Source organism: Streptomyces roseus, assembly GCF_001044425.1.
Lineage (GTDB): Bacteria > Actinomycetota > Actinomycetes > Streptomycetales > Streptomycetaceae > Streptomyces > Streptomyces roseus.
The window spans coordinates 15,541-35,058 of sequence record NZ_LFML01000044.1 but is presented as its reverse complement, the minus strand read 5'-3'; the positions used below and the strand labels follow the sequence as shown (position 1 = coordinate 35,058).

At 72.8% G+C, this 19,518-nt stretch carries 18 protein-coding genes; 13 read left to right on the top strand and 5 right to left on the bottom strand.

Going from position 1 to position 19,518, the window contains the following annotated elements; translation table 11 throughout:
• Window positions 1–13: 13 nt before the first annotated feature.
• Window positions 14–982, bottom strand: a complete 969-nt coding sequence (locus ACS04_RS11655) for an NsdA family TPR-like regulatory protein (protein ID WP_483414638.1) — start codon at window positions 980–982, stop codon at window positions 14–16.
• Between the two features lie 56 nt (window positions 983–1,038).
• Between ACS04_RS11655 and ACS04_RS11650 the strand changes: the two genes are divergently transcribed.
• Window positions 1,039–1,923, top strand: a complete 885-nt coding sequence (locus tag ACS04_RS11650; protein ID WP_048476496.1) for a methylenetetrahydrofolate reductase — start codon at window positions 1,039–1,041, stop codon at window positions 1,921–1,923.
• A gap of 138 nt (window positions 1,924–2,061) precedes the next feature.
• Window positions 2,062–2,871 carry an NPP1 family protein gene (locus ACS04_RS11645; RefSeq protein ID WP_078864668.1) on the top strand — a complete coding sequence of 270 codons (810 nt, stop codon included), beginning with the start codon at window positions 2,062–2,064 and terminating at the stop codon, window positions 2,869–2,871.
• A 98-nt stretch (window positions 2,872–2,969) separates the two neighbouring features.
• Here the strand turns inward: ACS04_RS11645 and ACS04_RS11640 are convergent, their stop codons facing one another.
• On the bottom strand, window positions 2,970–4,415 hold the full coding sequence (locus ACS04_RS11640) for a glyceraldehyde-3-phosphate dehydrogenase (RefSeq protein WP_048476495.1): 1,446 nt from the start codon (window positions 4,413–4,415) through the stop codon (window positions 2,970–2,972).
• A 356-nt stretch (window positions 4,416–4,771) separates the two neighbouring features.
• Here ACS04_RS11640 and ACS04_RS11635 point away from each other — a divergent pair, with 356 nt between their 5' ends.
• Window positions 4,772–5,158, top strand: a complete 387-nt coding sequence (locus tag ACS04_RS11635; RefSeq protein WP_048476494.1) for a hypothetical protein — start codon at window positions 4,772–4,774, stop codon at window positions 5,156–5,158.
• An 85-nt stretch (window positions 5,159–5,243) separates the two neighbouring features.
• On the opposite strand, the gene ACS04_RS11630 is transcribed toward ACS04_RS11635, so the two are convergent.
• On the bottom strand, window positions 5,244–6,065 hold the full coding sequence (locus ACS04_RS11630; protein ID WP_078864673.1) for a helix-turn-helix transcriptional regulator: 822 nt from the start codon (window positions 6,063–6,065) through the stop codon (window positions 5,244–5,246).
• A 139-nt stretch (window positions 6,066–6,204) separates the two neighbouring features.
• Here ACS04_RS11630 and ACS04_RS11620 point away from each other — a divergent pair, with 139 nt between their 5' ends.
• Together ACS04_RS11620 and ACS04_RS11615 are read left to right on the top strand one after the other, a co-directional pair.
• A complete protein-coding gene (locus ACS04_RS11620; RefSeq protein ID WP_078864666.1) occupies window positions 6,205–7,674 on the top strand; it encodes an MFS transporter in 1,470 nt (489 codons plus the stop codon).
• 212 nt (window positions 7,675–7,886) lie between these two features.
• Window positions 7,887–8,855 (top strand): alpha/beta fold hydrolase, encoded by a 969-nt coding sequence (locus ACS04_RS11615; protein WP_048476490.1) that lies wholly within the window; start codon window positions 7,887–7,889, stop codon window positions 8,853–8,855.
• A gap of 22 nt (window positions 8,856–8,877) precedes the next feature.
• Here the strand turns inward: ACS04_RS11615 and ACS04_RS37435 are convergent, their stop codons facing one another.
• On the bottom strand, window positions 8,878–9,216 hold the full coding sequence (locus ACS04_RS37435) for a hypothetical protein (RefSeq protein ID WP_048476489.1): 339 nt from the start codon (window positions 9,214–9,216) through the stop codon (window positions 8,878–8,880).
• Window positions 9,217–9,658: 442 nt separating this feature from the next.
• On the opposite strand from ACS04_RS37435, the gene ACS04_RS11605 reads away from it, so the two are divergent.
• The 8 genes from ACS04_RS11605 (at window position 9,659) to ACS04_RS11570 (ending at window position 18,657) form a co-directional block, all read left to right on the top strand.
• Entirely contained in the window at window positions 9,659–10,933 is a 1,275-nt protein-coding gene (locus ACS04_RS11605; RefSeq protein WP_048476488.1) for a phenylacetate--CoA ligase family protein, read from the top strand.
• Window positions 10,930–12,309 (top strand): MFS transporter, encoded by a 1,380-nt coding sequence (locus ACS04_RS11600; protein ID WP_245236369.1) that lies wholly within the window; start codon window positions 10,930–10,932, stop codon window positions 12,307–12,309. Before ACS04_RS11605 ends, ACS04_RS11600 begins: the two co-directional genes overlap by 4 nt.
• Entirely contained in the window at window positions 12,306–13,442 is a 1,137-nt protein-coding gene (locus ACS04_RS11595; RefSeq protein ID WP_048476487.1) for a GNAT family N-acetyltransferase, read from the top strand. Before ACS04_RS11600 ends, ACS04_RS11595 begins: the two co-directional genes overlap by 4 nt.
• Entirely contained in the window at window positions 13,439–14,647 is a 1,209-nt protein-coding gene (locus tag ACS04_RS11590; protein ID WP_245236368.1) for a LuxE/PaaK family acyltransferase, read from the top strand. Before ACS04_RS11595 ends, ACS04_RS11590 begins: the two co-directional genes overlap by 4 nt.
• Window positions 14,644–17,172, top strand: a complete 2,529-nt coding sequence (locus ACS04_RS11585) for an acyl-CoA reductase (RefSeq protein WP_245236367.1) — start codon at window positions 14,644–14,646, stop codon at window positions 17,170–17,172. The genes ACS04_RS11590 and ACS04_RS11585 overlap by 4 nt, the downstream gene beginning before the upstream one ends.
• Window positions 17,173–17,385: 213 nt before the next feature.
• Window positions 17,386–17,760, top strand: coding sequence for a hypothetical protein (locus ACS04_RS11580; RefSeq protein ID WP_048476486.1), 375 nt, complete (start codon window positions 17,386–17,388; stop codon window positions 17,758–17,760).
• 158 nt (window positions 17,761–17,918) lie between these two features.
• Window positions 17,919–18,380 carry an ArsR/SmtB family transcription factor gene (locus tag ACS04_RS11575; RefSeq protein ID WP_245236366.1) on the top strand — a complete coding sequence of 154 codons (462 nt, stop codon included), beginning with the start codon at window positions 17,919–17,921 and terminating at the stop codon, window positions 18,378–18,380.
• A 10-nt stretch (window positions 18,381–18,390) separates the two neighbouring features.
• Entirely contained in the window at window positions 18,391–18,657 is a 267-nt protein-coding gene (locus ACS04_RS11570; RefSeq protein ID WP_048476485.1) for a hypothetical protein, read from the top strand.
• 42 nt (window positions 18,658–18,699) lie between these two features.
• Here ACS04_RS11570 and ACS04_RS11565 read toward each other — a convergent pair whose 3' ends face one another.
• On the bottom strand, window positions 18,700–19,494 hold the full coding sequence (locus ACS04_RS11565) for an aminotransferase class IV (RefSeq protein WP_048476484.1): 795 nt from the start codon (window positions 19,492–19,494) through the stop codon (window positions 18,700–18,702).
• Between the last annotated feature and the right edge of the window lie 24 nt (window positions 19,495–19,518).

Sequence of the window (19,518 nt, the reverse complement as noted above, 5' to 3'; positions counted from 1 at the left end):
CGGGCCGACCCTCTCACGGCCGCCGGATCCTCCGGAAGGCGGGGTGCGCGGCACCGGCCTGCGCCCGGAGGACTGCGGTGAGGTACCCGGCGGTGTCCCGCATGGCCCGGGGGACGCGCGGGCCCCGCTCGATGGTGCGGGCCGTGCGCGCGAGGGCGCCCAGGGCGCGGACGGAGCCGATCTCCGGGACGGATTCGACCAGGCCGGACAGCCACGCGTCCGTCTCGCGCCAGGCTCCGGCCCGCGCGAGCAGGCAGGCGAGCTCGGCGGAGAAGAGCGACCGGTAGGCGGGTGCGTCGCCCGCCGCCGTGGCCTCGTGGAGCAGGGCCGCGGCCGTGTCCGGGTCCCCCAGGTCGGCGAGGGCGAGGCCGTGGTGGCCGTCGAGCTCAGACCGGTCGAACCACCAGGTCCACGACGGATCGCGCGGGGACGGCCCGTCCGCCAGGAGTTCCCGGGCGGTGGCGAGGGAGCGCAGCGCCCGCCGGCCCTGCCCGAGCCGGGCCCGCGCGCGTGCCTCCCGTACGTGGAAGACGGCGGCCACCCGCGCCGGGAGGTCCCGGCCGGCCAGGACGGACGAGGAGATGCGCAGCGAAGCGGCGGGGCGCCCCAGGTGCTCCTCCTGGAGGCACAGCACGGACAGGACGAGCAGCTCGACGGAGGGGGCGCCCTCGGGGAGGGTCCGGGCCAGGGCGAGGGCCCGGTGGCTGAGCTGCCGCGAGACCCGGTGTCGCTCGGCGTCGAAGAGGATCCAGGCGCAGACCTGTAAGAGCTCCGTCAGCGCGGCGCGTTCGGCCGCCGAGGTGCCGCGCAGTGCCGGTCGGCCGACCGAGGCGACGGCGCGCAGCGCCGCCGGGGCTGCCCGGCGCGCCCCCGCCGTCCGGTCCGTCTCCAGGAGCTGCGCGGTGATTTCGGCCAGGGGTTCCATGGTCCCATCCTGCGGCCTGCGGTACGCGGCCGACGACGGCACGGGCGCACCCGGCATGATGGGGGCCGAGATGCCGCCGAGGCGGCGCCACCCCCACCCCGAGGAGGAGCGGCATGTCCGCCCGGCCCACGCCGTATCCCGAACGCCCCGCGCAGGCCCCGGTCATCGGGGGCGGCCTCGCGGAGCTCCTGCGCAGGGTCCGCTACGAGGTCCTGCCGGCGAAGGCCACCGAGGACAAGGTGCTGGCGCACGTCCCGGCCGGCGTACCCGTCACCGTCACCGCCTCCCCGGCCAAGGGCATCGGTCCCACCCTGGACCTCGCCGTGCGCCTGGCCGGGCACGGCTACCGCGTCGTCCCGCACCTCCCGGCCCGGCAGATCACCGACGCCGGCCACCTCTCGGACATCGTGGACCGGCTGGTCGCCGCCGGCATCGAGGACGTCTTCGTACCGGCCGGCGACGCCGACCCGCCGGCGGGGGCCTACGACGCGGCCCTGCCCGTGCTGCGCCGGCTCGGCGAGCTGGGCAGCCCGTTCGCGCACGTCGGCATCACCGGCTACCCGGAGAGCCACCCCTTGATCGCCGACGAGGTCGCCGTACGGGCGATGTCGGACAAGCAGCCGCACGCCACCTACATCGTCAGCAACCTGTGCTTCGACCCGGCGACCCTGCGGCAGTGGCTCGGGCGGGTGCGGCGCCGGCAGGTCCTGCTGCCCGTGCACGTCGGGGTCGCCGGTCCCGTCGAACGCGCGAAGCTGCTGTCGATGGCCACGAAGATCGGCGTGGGGGAGTCGGCCAAGTTCCTGACCCGCCACCCCTCCTGGTTCCTTCGCTTCGCCGCCCCCGGCGGCTACTCGCCGGAGCGGCTGCTGCGCCGCAGTGCCCCCGCGCTGGGCGCACCCGAGTCCGGGGTGGCCGGCCTGCACCTGTTCACTTTCAACCAGATCGCCGAGACGGAGCGCTGGCGGCGCGCGGTGCTGGACCGCCTCGCCGGCTGACGGGGCGTGCGTACATCTGCAATTCGCCTGACTCGACCCGGACTTGAACGTTGCCCGGCTAGCGTTCGCCTCTGCGCCCGGTTGAACACGTACAGGTCAGGAGATGATGTGCGCAGACTGCTGTCACCGACGAGGACGATGAACGACCAAGCCGCGGCCGGAGCCCAGGGCTCTCGCCCCGTGCGGCGGTGGGCCGGGTTCCGCCGGACCGTCACCACCGCCGGACTCGGGGCCGCGGCGCTGGTCATGGCCCTTCCGGCCGTGGCCGTCGCCGACGTGATACCGGCCCTGCCGCAGAACGCGGACGGGCTCGAACAGACCTTCTCGCCCGCCTTCGACTACGACGGGGACGGCTGCTACGCCACGGCCGCGATCAGCAGCGGCGGCGTGCTCAACCCCGGCCTGAAGCCCGGCGGAGCGGTGAACGGACACTGCCGGGACCTCGCGCAGCTGCAGAACTCCAACACCTACTCCCGCGCCAAGTGCAACAACGGCTGGTGCGCCGTGATGTACGCGGGCTACTTCGAGAAGGACCAGGCCACGCTCGGTCCCGCGGCCATCGGGCACCGGCACGACTTCGAGCACGTGGTGGTCTGGATCAAGGACGACGCGGTCCAGTACGTGTCGACTTCGCAGCACAGCGGGTGGAAGTGGTACCCGCGCTCGCAGGTCCGCTTCGACGGGACCCACGCCAAGGTCGTCTACCACAAGGACGGCGTCTCGACGCACTTCTACCGCCTCGCGAACGGCAACGACGAGCCCGCCGAGAACCACACCGGCAACTGGTTCTACCCGCGCCTCGTCGGCTGGAACGGCTACCCGGCGGGCCTGCGCGACAAGCTCGTGAACGCCGACTTCGGCTCGGCCACGATCAAGATCTCCGACGGCCGCTTCAACGACGCCCTGAACGCCTCGAAGCCCCCGATCCCCTTCGACCCTTACGCCTGACCCCGCGAACGCGCGCGGCCCGCTCCGCCGCCGGGTGGGCGGTGGAACGGGCCGCGCGCGGAACGCCGGTGCCGCGGGATCAGACCGCCGTCACGGGGTCAGACCGCCGGGGACGGGTACGTCGGGTACTCGACGCCGGAGACGTGCTGGACGACCCGGATGACCTGGCACGAGTAGCCGAACTCGTTGTCGTACCAGAGGTACAGGATCGCGTTGTCGCCGTCGACCTTGGTGGCTCCTGCGTCGACGATCGACGAGTGGCGCGAGCCCACGAAGTCCATCGACACGGCGTCGGGCGCGGTGGTGAAGTCGATCTGGCGCTTCAGCGGGGAGTTCAGCGAGACGTCGCGGAGGTAGTCGAGGACCTCTTCGCGGGTGGTCTCGCGGCCCAGGCGCAGGCTCAGGATCGCGATCGAGACGTCCGGGACGGGGACGCGGATCGAGCTGCCGGTGATCGGCGCCTTGAGGTCCGGCAGCGCCTTGGCCACGGCCGAGGCGGCACCGGTCTCGGTGATCACCATGTTCAGCGGCGCGGAGCGGCCGCGGCGGTCGGCCTTGTGGTAGTTGTCCAGCAGGTTCTGGTCGTTGGTGAACGAGTGGACGGTCTCCACGTGGCCGCGCAGCACGCCGTACTCGTCGTCCATGGCCTTGAGCGGCGGGACGATCGCGTTGGTGGTGCAGGAGGCGCAGGACAGGATCTGCTCGTCCGGCTTGATCGTGTCGTGGTTGACGCCGTGGACGATGTTCGGGACGTCGCCCTTGCCCGGAGCGGTCAGGACGACCTTGTCGATACCGGGGCGCAGGTGCTTGGAGAGGCCCTCGCGGTCGCGCCACTTGCCGGTGTTGTCGATGAGGATGGCGTCCTTGATGCCGTACGCCGTGTAGTCGACCTCGCTCGGGTCGTTGGCGTAGATCACCTTGATCGCGTTGCCGTTGGCGATGATGGTGCTGCTCGCCTCGTCGACCGTGATCGTGCCCTGGAACTGGCCGTGGATCGAGTCCCGGCGCAGCAGCGAGGCGCGCTTGACGAGGTCGGCCTCGCCGCCCCCGCGGACGACGACGGCGCGCAGGCGCAGCCCGTTGCCGGAGCCGGCCTTCTCGATGAGGAGGCGGGCGACGAGGCGGCCGATGCGGCCGAAGCCGTACAGGACGACGTCGCGGCCCTCGCCGCGCTCGATCTTGTTGGCACCGGTGGCGCCGGCGACGGCCTCGGCGGTGAAGTCCTCCACGGACAGGCCGCGGTCGTCGGCCTTGTAGGTGGCGGCGAGCATGCCGATGTCGATCTGGGAGGGGCCCAGGTCCAGCGTGGTGAGCGCCTGCAGGAACGGCAGGGTCTCCGTGACGGAGAGCTCCTCGCCGGCTATCTGACGGGCGAAGCGGTGGGTCTTCAGGATGCTGACCACCGACTTGTTCACCAAGGAGCGGCTGTGCAGCAGGATCGTCACGTCCTGCTCGCGGTGCAGCTTCCCGATGATCGGGATCATCGACTCCGCGATCTCCTCGCGGTTTTTCCAGTTGGTGAACGAGTCGTCATTGACAGTCACAGGTTTATCTTTCGAGCTAGGCGGCGCTCACATGCTAACCCCACGCCACTTTGATCACTCAAGGGGGACCGGCAAGGCGAGGTTCTGTGGCGATATGCCGGATTTACTCTTGGGTGATCCTCTCAATGGCTCGCGCGGGGGTCCGTGGACTCGCGCAAGAGCGCGCGGCGAGGCGGGGGAGGAGCGAGGAGGAGGGCGAGGGGGCGACATCCCGTCGCGGAGGCCGACGGGCCGTCCGGAGGGGCGCAGGGGTGATGACGTCACCATCATGACAGGTCAGAGGGGGTTTGCGTAGGACCGAGAGCACAGCCGATCACCCTTGTCCGAGCCCCTGTGCGGCTTTGAGAATCACCGTCATGAATCACTCGGCGAACATCGATCACCACGCAGTCCTCCGAGCCCGGGTCGCCCTCCTCGGATCGGGTAAGCCCTCGGTCCGCGAGCGGGTCGCCGCCTACCGCGTCCTGGCTCAGGTGAGTCCCCTGGCCTACCTGCCCCTGCTGTCCGCCGCACTGTGGAAGTACAGCCGTTACGAGTTCGCCCACCAGCCGGAGATCGCGCTGGCCCTGCGCGCCGAGTCCGTGGCCGCGGCGCGGCGCATGTGCGCGCTGGAGCCCGGCCGGAGCGATCTCCTCCTCACCGCACTGGCCAACCACCGGGAGCTGCTGATCCTCCTGGACCGGCAGGAGGAGCTGCGCGCGGTGGAAGAAGAGATCACCCGGGCCGCCGCCGACGAGCGGTAGCCGGCGACCTGGGTGCCCGGACCGGGCCTTGGGGCCGGTCCGGGCTCGGGGCCGGTCCGGGCACCCCGCGTACGGCCCGGGAGGGTCAGCCAGCGATCGGGTAGAGGGTGCCCCGGCGCCCCTCCGCGGAGGTCAGCCACTCCAGTTTCTCCGCCGTCTCGGTGGCGGGCAGCGGGGTGTGCAGCACGATCGACAGGTCGGGCCGGGCCGGTACGCGCAGCTGCGTCGACTCCACGTACAGCGTGCCGACGACCGGGTGCTCGATCTCCTTGCGGATCTGGCCGCCCGGCCGGACGTCCCGCCGGTCCCACAGGGCGGCGAACTCGGGGCTGAGTTCCCGCGCCTCCGCGATGACCGCCTGGAAGCCCTCGTCGTCGGGCCACTCCGAGCTCGCCGCCCGGTACTGGGCGACCACGAGGCACGCGATCTCCTCCCAGTGGGGCGAACGGGCCTTGTAGACGGGGTCGGTGAAGAAGGCGATCAGGCAGTTCTGCACGATCTCGGGGCGCATGCCGAGCACGAGCGCGGCCGAGTCGTTGTAGAGGACCGTGTTCCAGTACGCGTCCATGATGTGCGCGGGGAACGGCATCCAGGCGTCGATCAGCCGCTTCAGGCCCTCGCACATGTCCCGGTCGGCCGGGGCCACTTCGAGTGCGGGCGGATTGAGCCCCGCCAGTACGTACAGGTGCCGGCGCTCGGCACTGGACAACTTGAGCACCCGGCCCACCGAGTCGAGCACTTGCGGGGAGACCGTGATGTCGCGGCCCTGTTCCAGCCACTGGTACCAGGACACACCGACCCCCGCGAGCACGGCGACCTCCTCCCGGCGCAGGCCCGGGGTACGGCGGCGGGCCCCGCCATCGGGCAATCCCGCCTCCGTGGGGGTGACCCGGGCCCGTCTGCTCATCAGGAACTCGCGCAACTCGGAACGGCGGTGCCTGTCGATCGGTGTGGCCACTCACTCCCCCTGTCGGCTGCCTGGTGGTGCCACCAACAGGATAAGTTCCCACTCTCCACGGGCCTTCCCGGGCCGCGAGGGTGTGGCCATGGCGATCGATTCCCAGACAACGACGACAACGACGACTACGGCGACCAGGACAGCGGCGACCACGACAGCGGCGACCGTGACCGCGACGGCGGCCCCCGTGGGCGAGCGGCTCACCGGCCGCGCCAAGCTGGTCCTCTTCGTGCTCTGCGCCGCCCAGTTCATGGTGGCGCTCGACTTCTCCGTACTGAACGTGGCCCTCCCGGTGCTCGGCAAGGACCTGGGCCTGAGCCGGTCGGCCCTCCAATGGGCCGTCACCGCCTTCGCTCTGCCCTCCGGCGGCTTTCTCCTCCTCTTCGGCCGGATCGCCGACCTGTACGGCAGGAAGAGGCTGTTCCTGGCCGGCCTCGCCCTCTTCGGCGCCGCCTCACTGCTCGCCACCCTGGCCTGGGACCCGGCGTCCTTCCTGGCCGGGCGCGCCCTCCAGGGCCTGGGCGCGGCGGTCATCGTGCCGACCGGCATGTCCCTGCTGACCACGACGTTCCCCGAGGGCCCGCTGCGCGACAAGGCCCTCGGCATCTCCGGCACCCTGCTCTCCCTCGGCTTCACCATCGGCATGGTCCTGGGCGGCGTCATGACCGACACCCTCGGCTGGCGTTCCACGATGGGGCTGCTCGCGGTCACCGCCGTGACCGTGCTGGCCCTGGCCCCGGGACTGCTGCCCGAGTCCCGCACCCCCGACCGGCCGCGCCTGGACGTACCCGGCGCCGTCACCGTCACCGGCGGCCTGCTCGCGGTGATCTACTCCCTGTCCTCGGCGGCCCAGCGCGGCTTCGGCGGCGCGGACGTGTGGGGCACGCTGCTCGCCGGACTGGCCCTGCTCCTCGCCTTCGCCGTCGTGGAGTCGAAGAGCCCGGCCCCGCTGGTCTCGCTGCCGATGCTGAAGCGGCGCACCGTCGCCTGGGGCAATGTCGCCGGACTGGTGACCTTCTCGACGATGTCGACGGTCGTCTTCGTCCTGACCCTCTACCTCCAGGAGACGCTGGAGCTGTCCCCCTTCCGGACCGGTCTGGTCTTCGGCGTCCAGGGCATCGCCTCCGCGTTCGCCGGCGCGTACGCACCCAAGGTCATCGGCCGCTTCGGTCCCCGGCGCACGCTGGCCGGCTCGCTGCTCGGTCAGGGCCTGTTCACGGCCGCCCTGCTCGCCTTGGGCGCCGAGTCGGGCGCCCTGCCGGCGACGGTGGCCGTGTCGGTGGCCAGCGTGTTCCACCTCGGCGCGATCATCTCCTACGGGCTGACCGTGACCAGCGGCGTGCCGGACTCGGAGCAGGGGCTGGCGACCGGCCTGGTCACCACGACGCAGCAGGTCGGCCTGACGATCGGGATCCCGCTGCTCGGCGTCCTCGCCACCACGCAGGCCTCGCTCTTCGACGGGGTCCGTACGGTCCTGGCGCTCGACGCGGCGATCGTGGTCGCGGCCGCGGTCCTGGTGGGAGTCGGCCTGCGCGGCAGCCGTAGGCGCAAGGCCTGACCGGCGTCGGCACGGCATCGGAGTCAGCAACGGCAACGGCATCGGCACGTGCGTGCGGGACCGGGGACCGGCAGCGGAGGGCTTCCTCCGCCGACCGGTCCCCGTCCGCGTCCGGCCTCGGCGGCTCCTGCGCGGCGATCGCGCGCCGCCGGCCGCCCGTACCGGATGATCGGGCCGGGCAGGCGTACGAGGACACGAGGAAGGGAGTGCCGGTGGGACAGCGGATCCCGCTCCTGACCGCCGTGCTGACCGCGAGCGCGCTGGCCGTGCTTCCGGGGTGCGGCGGGCCGTCGGCGCTCCGGGGCGCCCCGGCCGCCTCCGCCACCGGGCCGAGCCGGGACCCGGGGGAGTTCTCCCGCCAGGTCGACGTGGGCGGCGGCCGAAAGCTCTGGCTGAGCTGCAAGGGGAGCGGCGCTCCGACGGTGGTCCTGGAGTCCGGGCTGCACGACTCCTCGGACACCTGGAACCTGACCGAGACCCGGCCGCCCGTCCCGAAGGCCCCGGCGGTGTTCCCGGGCGTCGCGGCCTTCGCGCGGGTGTGCACGTACGACCGGCCCGGCACCATCCACTACACGAACCCGCCGGCGCTCACCACCCGCAGTACGCCGCGGACCGGGACGCGCTCCCTCGGCGCGCTGGAAGCGGACCTCGACCGGGTGCTGACCTCGGCGCACGTGCCCGGCCCGTACCTGCTCGTCGGCCACTCCTTCGGCGGGATGATCACGCGGCTGTTCGCGCAGCGGCATCCGGAGAAGACGGCCGGCCTCGTCTTCGTCGACGCGTTCGGCACCGACGTGGAGCCGTACTTCGGCGCCCGCTGGCCCGCCTACCTGAAGCTGCTCAACAACCCCGGCACGCCCTTCGACGCCGACCCGGCGTTCGAGAAGGTCGACGTCGACGGCGCGATCGGCGCGGTCCGCGCGGCCAAGCCGCTGCCGGACGTACCGATGGCCGTACTGAGCAAGACGGAGCCCTTCGCGGCTCCGGCCGGGAGCACGAAGGACCTCCTGGCGCCGCTGGAGCGGGCCTGGCCCGCGGTCCAGCAGACCCTGGTGGAGCTGGGGGAGCAGACCCCGCACCTCCTGGCCACCGGAAGCGACCACTACGTGCAGCTGCACGACCCGGACCTGACGATCAGTGCCATCCGCCTGATCGCCGGCCGGATCCGGTTCGGGCACTGACCGCCGGGCGCCCGTGAGCGCCTCAGGCCCGCGTCCACCGGGGCGGGTTGGCCGGGGAGGCGGCTGCGGGCACCGGTACGGGTACCGGCTCCGGGCCGCGCAGGTGCAGATCGCGGACCGTGGCCGCGGTCTCCCGTTCGAAATGCTCCCAGGAGATGAGCTCCCGCCAGACCGGGTCCGGCCGTCCCGGCACCGTGGCCCCGCGAGCCGTCCACTCCCGGGCGAGCTGCTCGAACAGGGGGGCGGACGCAGCCGCGTGGGCCGGCGGCCGGGGCGCGGGGACGTACGGGGGCCGCCCGCCCTCGTCCGCGGCCGCCCGGTGCCGCGCCGTGGGGGTGAGCGTGGAGCGCGTCGTCGTCATGCCTGGGCAAACGATTCCCCGGGCGGCGGGGACACGGACGGCCGCGCGCACGCGCCGGAGTGGCTGGTCGGAGCCGGCGGAAATCGGCGGTGAACGCCACTACCACGGGCAGGCTTTGCCGGCCCGTCACCGATTCCGCATCGGACTCCGCATAACCGGTGCCCGCACAATCGCCCGAATGAATCCCGGGCTGTTCGGTTTCGGCCCCGGGGGCCTGAAGTCCGTGGTGTGGCCATCGATCGATTTGGCGGTGCGTTCCACTTGTCTCATGATGTGAACAGACATCAGGTTGAGCCCGCGCTCGCCAACTGTGCGCGGCATGCGCATTGTTGACCGCTCAACGGATGAGGGTGGTGTGATTCCCGCCACTCCCCGACGCGCGCGCCGCCTGCATCCCACCCATTTCAACTTTCATCTTTCATCTTTCCGAGGTAAAGGCAGTATGCCCGTCCAGCAGTTTTCAGACCTCGTGCGATTCGCCCGCGACCGTTCCCCTTTCTATGCCGAGCTCTACGCGGACCTGCCACCGCACGTGAGCCGCGTCACCGACGTGCCCGTCGTGGACCAGGACGCGTTCTGGGCCGCCAACACCCTGGACGGCAACCGCGTCCTGACCGCCCCCCTCGGGGAAGCCGTCGTGTTCAAGACCGGCGGTACGACGGGAACGCCCCGGTTCTCCTGCTACACCCGGGAGGAATGGCGGGAGTTCGTCACCGCCTTCGGCTCCGGCATGGTCGACGCGGGCCTGCGGCCCGGACACCGGGTCGCCGACCTCTTCTACGCCGGTGAGCTGTACGCCAGCTTCCTGTTCATCCTGGACTCGCTCGCGCACGCACCCGTCGCCAACGTCCGCCTCCCCATAGGCGGCGCCGCACCGATCGACTCGACGCTCACCACCATCGAGGACTTCGCCGCCGACGTGCTCGCCGGGACGCCGACCACGCTGTGCCGCATGGCCGAGCACCTGGTCGCCGCCGGCCGCGAACTGCCCGGCGTGGAGTTCCTGTTCTTCGGCGGCGAAGCCCTCTTCGAGGACCAGCGCCGCCTCCTCGCGGCCGCCTTCCCCCGGGCCACGCCCCGTTCGCTGGGCTACGCCAGCGTCGACGGCGGCCTCCTGGGAGGGCCGGTGCCCGGCACGGACGAAGACACGCGTACGCACCGGCCGTTCGCCCCGCACACCCTCGTCGAGATCCTCGACGAGACGACCGGCGAGCCGATCCGCGAGCCGGGCCGCCCCGGCCGGGTGGTCGTCACCCAGCTCTACCGCCACCTCATGCCCGTCATCCGCTACCCCGCCGGCGACCGCGCGGAGTGGATCGGGGCCGAGGGCGGGGCCTTCCGCATCCTCGGCCGCGCGCAGGAAGGCGTCCGCGTCGGACCCGTCTCCCTGTACGCGCAGGACGTCACGGACGCCGTGGCCGTGGCCGACGCCCACGGGCTCGTCACCGGCACGCAGCTCGTCGTACGCCGCTGGGAGGGCCGCGACGGCCTCGTCCTGCGCCTGGCCACCGCCGCCGGACAGGACCCGGCCGCCCTGGAGGTCCTCGCCAAGGCGGTCGTCACCGGGCTCGACGCCGCCCGGCCGCTCTACCCGGACAGCGTCGCGGCCGGGTTCGTGCACCCGCTCCGGGTCGAATGGGCCCGCCACCGCGACCTGGTGGTCAACCCCCGCACCGGCAAGCTGGTCCGCGTCCTCGACGAGAGGCCGACCTCGTGACGACGACACCGACACCGACGCGGACGCCGGCCCGGCCCACGGGCCGCGCACGCCCCCTCGTCCTGCGCAACCGCGCCTTCGGCACCGTATGGCTCGGCCAGGTCCTCACCCAGGCCGGTGTCCGGATGTTCCAGGTGGGCATCTCCTGGTGGCTCATCAGCGAGGCCGCATCCGCCGACGGCGGCCTCGCGGCCGGGCTGTTCATGGCGGTCAGCACGCTGCCCGCCGTGGTCCTGGCCCCGCTCGTGGCCCGCGCCATCGCCCGCTTCGCCCACCGCTCGCTGCTGCGCACCGCGGCGGGCGGCGCGGGAGCCGCGTCCGCCGCGCTGGCCGTGTGGGCCGGCGCGAGCGAACTCCCGGTCGCCGCCGCCTACGCCGCGGCCCTCGCCCTGGCGAGCTGCCAGGCCTTCTTCGACCCCTGCCTGACCACCTCCGTGCCCGAACTCGTCGACGACGCGGACATCGAGGCCGCGACCGGTTTCGAGTTGTCCACCCAGTCGCTGGCGAGCCTCGGCGGAGCCCTGCTCGGAGCCCTGGTCGTGGACGCGGCCGGGGTGGCCGGCCTGGCCGCGGGCTGCGCCGCCGCCTACGGCACGGCCGCTCTGCTCATCGCGACCGTACGGTTCCGCACCGCCGCTCACCCCGCGGCCGATGCCGATGCCGAGGGCGACGCCGCCGGCGGGCAGGACGCGCCGCGCCGGACGCTGCGCCGACTGCTCGGCTCCATGCCGTACGTCCGCGGCATCCTGCTCTGCTTCACCGCGGCCAACCTCTTCACCACGGCCGTGTTCGTGGTCATGCCGCTGTACACCGCCTCCGTCCTGCACGGCGACGGCGCGACCGTGGCCCTGCTGGAGGCCTCGCTCGGCGCGGGCACGCTCGTCGGCTCCTTCACCGGCGCCCGGGTGCCCGGCCGGCCCGCCGTGGTCGGCACCGCGTGCCTGGGCGCGATGGCCGCGGCCCTCGCCATACCCGGCCTGATCGCCGCGCGACCCGTCATCGCCGGGGCCCTGCTGCTGACCGGCTGGTGCGTCGGGGTGATCGGGGTCCGCTTCGTGGCCCTGTTCCAGCGGCTGGTCCCGGCCGCCGACAAGCCCGCGTTCTTCGCCGTCATGCAGGCCGTCCTCGGCGCGACCTTCCCGGTCGCCTCGCTGCTCTTCGGCTTCCTCGGCGACCACTTCTCCGCCCAGACGCTGTGCCTGGTCCAGGCGGCCGGACTCGTGCCCGCCGCCCTCGCCCTGGCCCTGCTGCCCGGCCACCCCCGCCCGGCGGGCGAACCGGCGGACCTGCCGGCCGGAGTACCGCCCGGCGACGCCGGCACGCCCGGCCCCGCCGCAGGCACCCCGGAGCCCACCCCCGCAGGAGGCGTGCGATGACCGCCGCGATCCAGCAGGCCACCCCCGCCGACATCGCCGATCTGCGCCAGCTCTACTACGCCGTCTACGGACCGCACTACCCCACCGCCCTCGGCAACGACCCGGCCGAGATGTCACGGCTGATCCAGGACCCGCACACCCTCTGGCTCGTCGCCCGCTGCCCCCGCACCGGGGCCCTCGCCGGATCGGCCGCGGTGCACGGCGAATCCGGCAGCCGCATCGGCCGCCTCGAAGGCCTCGCGGTCCACCCCGACCAGCGCGGCTCCGGCCTCGCCGGCCAGCTGACCGAGGCCGTCTGCGCCGGCACGCTCGACGCCGGGGAACTGGACTCGGTGTACGCCACCGTCCGCACCGTCAGCGCCGGACCCCAGCGCGTCGTGGCCCGCAACGGCTTCCGGCCGCTCGGCATCCTGCCCAACGCCGTGGATCTCAGCAGCCGCGAAAGCCTGGCACTCTACGCGCGTCACTCGCCCGGGGTGCTGGACCGCCGGGTCCCCGTCACCGAGGTCCCCGCCTCCCTGATGCCGCTCCTGCGCACCGCCGAGGCCGCCCTCGGCATCAGCTACGCGGACGCCCGGGCGACCCCGCCGGTGCCGGCGGCCCCCGGGCCCGCCCCGCGCCGGCTGGAGATGATCGAGGCGCCGGCCTTCGTCCGCCGCCGCTTCAAGGAGCACTTCCCCGACACCGGCCGCTGGTTCTACCCGCTGCACACCCCCAACACCCTGCTCACCCCCGACGACGGCGGGTTCGAGGTGTACGCCTACCTCAACCGCACCGGCGGCTACTGCGCCCTGGTCACCGCCCACCCGGACCCCGCGGCCGCCGCCGGCTGGCTGGAACCGGTCACCCGCACCCTGACCCGCGCCGGAGCGGGCTACGTCGAGGCGCTCGTACCGCTCGAACACCACGCCGCGCTGTCCGCCTTCGCCGCTCAGGGCTTCATCGCCGGAGCCCTGTATCCGGCCATGCGCCGGGACGGGGACGGCTTCCACGACTACGTGGTGATGTCCCGGACCGCCGAACACATCGATTTCCGCGGGCTCGTCGTCGACCCGCCGCTGCGGCCCTACCTCGATTCCTACGTGTCGGCCTGGGCGTCGACGCATCTGCCCGTACGTGAGGTTGCTTCATGACCCCTGCCACGGCCGGCTCCACGGCCCCTTCCACCACCCCCTCCACGACCGGCCCGAAACCCCACCTCGGCCCCGTCGACGTCCCCGACGCCGGCGCCCTCGCCCGGGTGCAGCAGCTCTGCGACCTGACCGACCCCTACACCTGCGGACCCGCCGAGGAGGAGCTGTTCGCCGCCGCCATGGCGCAGGCCAACGCCTGGCACCGCGACCGCTCCCCGTTCTTCCGCAGCCTGTACGACGACGGCGCGCGGCCGGACACCCCCTACCGGGCGCCGCTGGTGCACGCGAACTTCTTCAAGCGCCACGAGGTCCTGTCCATACCCGAGGACCAGGTGCACCTGCACCTGACCTCCTCCGGCACCACCGGACAGAAGTCGCAGATGTTCTTCGACGAGTGGACCATCCGCTCCGCCCAGCGCATGGTCGCCCGCATCTTCGACCACAACGGCTGGATCACCCCCGACCAGCAGGTGAACTACCTGCTCTACAGCTACGAGCCCGCCCGCGACCTCAACCTGGGCACCTCGTTCACCGACAACTACCTGTGCGACTTCGCCCCGGCCCGGCAGGTCGAGTACGCCCTGCGGGACACCGGCAACGGCCACGAGTTCGACCCCTTCGGCTGCGTCGCCGCGCTGCGCCGCTTCGCCGAGGACGACGTACCCGTACGCATCCTCGGCTTCCCGGCCTTCCTCTGGTTCACGCTGGAGCGGATGCGCGCCATGGGGCTCCCGCCGCTGGAGCTGCCGGAGGGATCCCTGATCATCCTCGGCGGCGGCTGGAAGGGCCACACCGACCGGCAGATCGGCAAGCACGAGCTGTACGCCCGGGTGACCGAGCAGCTGGGCGTCCCTTCGGGGCGGATCCGGGACACCTTCGGCTCGGTCGAGCACTGCATCCCGTACATCGAGTGCTCCCACCACAACCTCCACGCACCCGTCTGGTCCCGCGTCTTCATCCGCTCGACCCGCACTCTCGAACCCCTCCCGTACGGCGAGCGCGGCTACCTGCACCTGGTGTCCCCGTACATCACCTCCGTACCGGCGCAGAGCGTGGTCATGGGCGACCTCGCCTCGCTCCACCCGGGCGGGGAGTGCGGCTGCGAGCTGACCACGCCGTGGTTCACGATCCACGGCCGCGCCGGCGTCAGCCGCAACCGCAGCTGCGCCGTGGCCGCCGCCGAACTGATGAAGGGAATGTCGTGACCGACACCATCAACCTCAACCACCACTACTGGCAGGGCACCTTCATCGGCGACGAGGAGGCCGCCCGCAGGCTGGCCGCCCTGCCCGCGGCCGTCGAGTCCGCGCTCGCCGCGCCCCTGGACACCGAGACCGTCCTGGCCGCCTGCGACGAGCTCTCCCGCGCCCTGCGCGACCCGGGCCACCGGGTACAGGAGCGGCTCGGCCCCCACCTGCCCGGGGGCACGGACGCCGAGCGGCAGGAACTCCTCGCCGAGCTGGCCGAGTTCCTCGCCCGCCCCACCCTCACCCGCAAGCTCCGCCGCGAGCTGGGCAGCGCCGCCCCGCAGCGGCTGAACCGCCCCGACGCCAAGGAGACGGTCTACGAGGCCTGGGCGCCCGTCGGGCTGGTGGCCCACATAGCCCCCGGCAACGCCGCCACCGTCGCCCCGCTCAGCCTGATCGAGGGGCTCCTCGCCGGGAACGTCAACGTCCTCAAGACCAGCAGCGCCGACACCTTCCTCGCCCAGCACCTCCTCGCCGAACTCGCCGCGCAGGACCCGACCGGCGCCCTCGCCGAGCGCATCATCGTGCTCCGCTTCCCCTCCTCCCGGCAGGAGTGGCTGCGGCTGATGTGCGCGCCCGCCGACGCGGTCGCGGTCTGGGGCGGCGAGAGCGCCGTCGAGGGCGTCGCCGCCCATGTCCCGCCCGGCTGCCGCCTGGTGGAGTGGGGGCACAAGATCTCCTTCGCGTACGTCACCGAGGAGGCCTGGGCCGACGGGGCGACGCTGAGCGCCCTGGCCGCCGACGTCTGCCTCTTCGAGCAGCAGGCCTGCTCCAGCCCCCAGGTCGTCTACCTCGACACCGATCCCGGCAACACCGAGGCGCTCCACGCCTTCGCCGCGCGCCTCGCCGACGCCCTGGCCGCGCAGCCCGCCCCCACCGCGTCGGACCGCGACCTCGATCCGGCCGAGTACGCGGAGCTGACCACCACCGAGCACCTTGCCCGCCTGGAGGAGCACCTGGGCCTCACCCGCGTCCTGGCCGCCCCCGACGGCACCTGGCGGGTCATGGCCGACAGCCGCCCGGCGCTCACCGCTTCGCCGCTGCACCGCAGCGTCTGGGTCAAGCCGCTGCCGCGCAAGGACCTCATCGCGACCCTGCGCCCGATGCGCCGCTACCTCCAGACGGCCGGGATCGCGGGCAGCCGCACCGACATCGCCGAGCTCTCCGCCCTGGTGCTGGCCGCCGGTGCCACCCGCGTCACCCCCGTCGGGGCCATGACGGCCGGCTACGCCGGTGAGCCGCACGACGGCGTCTACGCCCTCCAGCGCTACAGCCGCCGCGTGGCCGTCCAAGCCGACGCGCGCTTCGCGGCCACCGCCTGCCTCGACGACCTCGCCCGCCCGGCGCAGTTCCCGCCGCCCGCCGGTCCGCTGCTGGACAAGGCCACCGTCCAAGCCCTCAACCGCGGGGTCGACCGGGGCGACGCGGAGCTGTACTTCCGCAGCGGGGGCAGTACCGGTACGCCCGCCCTGTCGCTGTTCACGTACGAGGACTACGACACGCAGATGCACGCCGCCGCCCGCGGCCTGCTCGCCGCCGGCTACGACCCGGCCCGCGACCGTACGGCCAACCTCTTCTACTGCGGCGGCATGTACGGCGGGTTCATCAGCTTCTTCTCCATCCTGGAGCGGCTCGGCGGCGTCCAGATGCCGATGGCCGCCGGCCCCGACCACCGGGCCACCGCCGAGATGATCGCCGCGTACGAGGTGGACACGCTGTTCGGCATGCCCTCCTACCTCTGGCAGCTGCTGCACGAGGAAGCGGACCTGCTGCGTGCGTACGGCGGCCTGCGCAAGATCTACTACGGCGGCGAGCACTTCACCGAGGAACAGCGCAGGACGCTGACCGACACGTTCGGCATCGAGGTCATCCACTCGATCACCTACGGCAGCACGGACCTCGGGCCCCTCGGCTACCAGTGCGGGGAGAGCGGCGGAAGCGTCCACCACCTCCACGCCGACCTGCACACGCTGGAGATCGTCGACGTCGACGAGGACCGTCCCGTGGCCCTCGGGGAGACCGGCCGCCTCGTCTTCACCACCCGCGCCCGGCGCGGCCAGCACCTCGACCGGTACGTGATCGGCGATCTCGGGCGCGCGCTGCCCGGGCGCTGCCCCTGCGGCAGCCACGCCCCGCGCTTCGAACTGCTGGGCCGGCTGGGCGAGGTGATGCGGGTGGCGACCTACTTCCTCAACTACCGCCGCTTCGTGGCCATCGCGGGGGAGCGGCTCGGCTACGGCGGCGAGCTCCAGGCAGTCCTGACGGCCGGCGCGGCCCGCGAGGGGCTCACCGTACGGCTGGAGAGCGCGCACGCCCCGGATCCCGAGCGTGCGCGGGAGGCCTTCCTGGCCGGGTACCCGGAGGTGCGGTCGGCGGTGGCGGAGAAGCTGCTCGACTTCGCGGTCGAGGTGGTGGACGGGGCCGCTCTGGACCGTACGGCCACCAGCGGCAAGCTGCTGGCCGTGGTGGACGGCAGGCGGTAGTCCCGGCCCGGCCCGTCCCCGGCCCCGCGACGAGCTCGGCGCGATCATGCGCGTGCCGGGCGGATCTTAGTAGGGGGATGGGAGGTTTTCCGCCAAATCTCCCGTTCCCCTCATCTTTCCGCGCACGCTCAGTAGCGTCGGCTGCACCAGTGGTCCGGTGCGCCGCGCGAGCGGCGCCCGGCCGTGAACGCGTACATGAGGGAGCGGGCGCCGATGGCGAATGTGGAAGTCTCGTTGAAGGAGACGATGACCTCGATCGAGGGGGCCCTGGGGGTCGCCCTCGTCGACTACGGCAGCGGAATGGCGCTGGGAACGCTCGGCGGCGGCAAGGACCTCGACCTCACGGTCGCCGCCGCGGGGAACACCGACGTGATCAGGGCCAAGGTCCGCACCATGGAAATGCTGGGTCTGAAGGACGAGATCGAGGATCTGCTGATCACGCTCGGGAACCAGTACCACCTGATTCGGCTGCTGCGGGGGCGGGGAACCGACGGGCTGTTCCTGTACGTGGTGCTGAACAAGGCGAACTCCAATCTGGCCATGGCCAGGCATCAGCTCAAGCGCATCGAATCCGCGCTGGAGATCTAGGGGCGTCCGCCGGCCGGGGCCCACGCATGCCCACGAATTGAAGAAGTGTTCAATCGGGCACATCCGAAATTGGTCAAGCAGGGGCGTGTGCGGGCCCATCGGGCGGAATGATGGAGCCGAAAGCACGGGTCCGAGTGACGGCGGGAGCGTTCGTGGGCATGCAGGTACCCCTGTACCAGGCGAAAGCCGAGTTCTTCCGCATGCTGGGACACCCCGTCCGGATCCGCGTCCTGGAGCTCCTCCAGGACGGTCCGATGCCCGTGCGCGATCTCCTCGCCGAGATCGACATCGAGCCGTCCAACCTGTCCCAGCAACTGGCGGTCCTGCGCCGCTCCGGCATCGTCGTCTCCACGCGGGACGGGGCGACCGTCACCTACGCCCTCGCGGGAGGCGACGTGGCCGAGCTCCTGCGCGCGGCCCGCCGCATCCTGACCGAACTCCTGGCGGGTCAGAGCGAACTCCTGGCCGAACTCCGCCAAGTGGACCCGCGCCGCCAGGCCGGGGCCGCGGTCGGGGGCGGCGAGGGCCTGGGCGGTGGCGGTGGCGGGGCGCCCGGCGAGCCGGGGGCGCGGACGGGCCACGAGGCCGGGATACCCGGTCGGCGGGCGGTCGGTGGCTAGCCTGGGGCGCATGGATTCCTCCCCCGCGTCCCACCCCGCCCAGTACACCGTCGTCCTGCGTCCGGGCCTCGCCGAGCCGGGTGATCCCGCCCGGCGGGGCGTGCTGCGCACCGCCCTGGTGGAGGCCACCGGTGACTTCGGGGCCTCCGGCTATCCGCGGTACGCGGGCGAGGGGGTACAGGCCGACATCGACCCCGAGACGCGCACCGTGGAGGCGGTGACGGTCGACGGCGAGGAACTCCCGTACGGCTGGGTGGCCCAGCTCGCCGAGGACTAGCCAGGCGCTGTTCCGCTCCAGGGGCGAGGCCCGCCCGCTCCGCTACAGGCGGTCCAGCGGTACGGCCGCGTAGGACTCCCGCAGCGCGCCGATCACCGGGTCGTCGGCGCGGAACGCGATGTCGTCGACCGCCGACAGCGCCCGTACCCCGAAGCCCGTGCTCGTCGCGAACGCCGCCCGCATCGAGCGCAGCCGGACGTCCGTCACCGCGGCCGTGACCTGCCCGCCGCAGGCGGCCCGCAGCAGCCGCATCGTCGTCCCCGGCAGCACCTCGGCCTCCGGCCAGACCACGGTCCCGGCCTCGTCGACGAAGCCGGCGTTCCAGGTGCAGCCCTCGGATACCAGCCCGTCCGCGCCGGTGAACAGGACGTCGTCGAACCCGGCGAGCCGCGCCGCGCGCCGCAGCCGCAGCTGCCCGAACAGCGCCACGTGCTTCACCGCCGGCGCGTCGCGGTGGAAGGCGAGCCGTTGTACGCGCAGCGCAGGCAGCGGCCGGCCGACGGAGCCGGCCGCGGGCCGGGTCGTCACCAGCACGCCGGGCCGCCCCGCCCGTTCGGGGGCCGTCAGATCCAGCTCGGGGTCGAAGACCGTGACGCGCACCATGAACGCCCCGGCCCGTCCGCCCCCGGCCTCCCGGCGTACGCACTCCCGCACCCACTCGGGATCCAGCTCCGTCCCGAACACCTCACGGCAGTCCGCCACCAGCCGGGCGAGGTGCAGCCCCAGCCCCCTTACGCCGCCGTCCTCCACCTTCATCGTCGTGAAATGCCCGTAGTTGGTCAGTGCGAGGGCCCGCAGGGCAGCGGCGGGGGCGGGGGAGCCGTTCAGGGAAGCCATACCCGCAGTCTGCCCGCCGCCGCG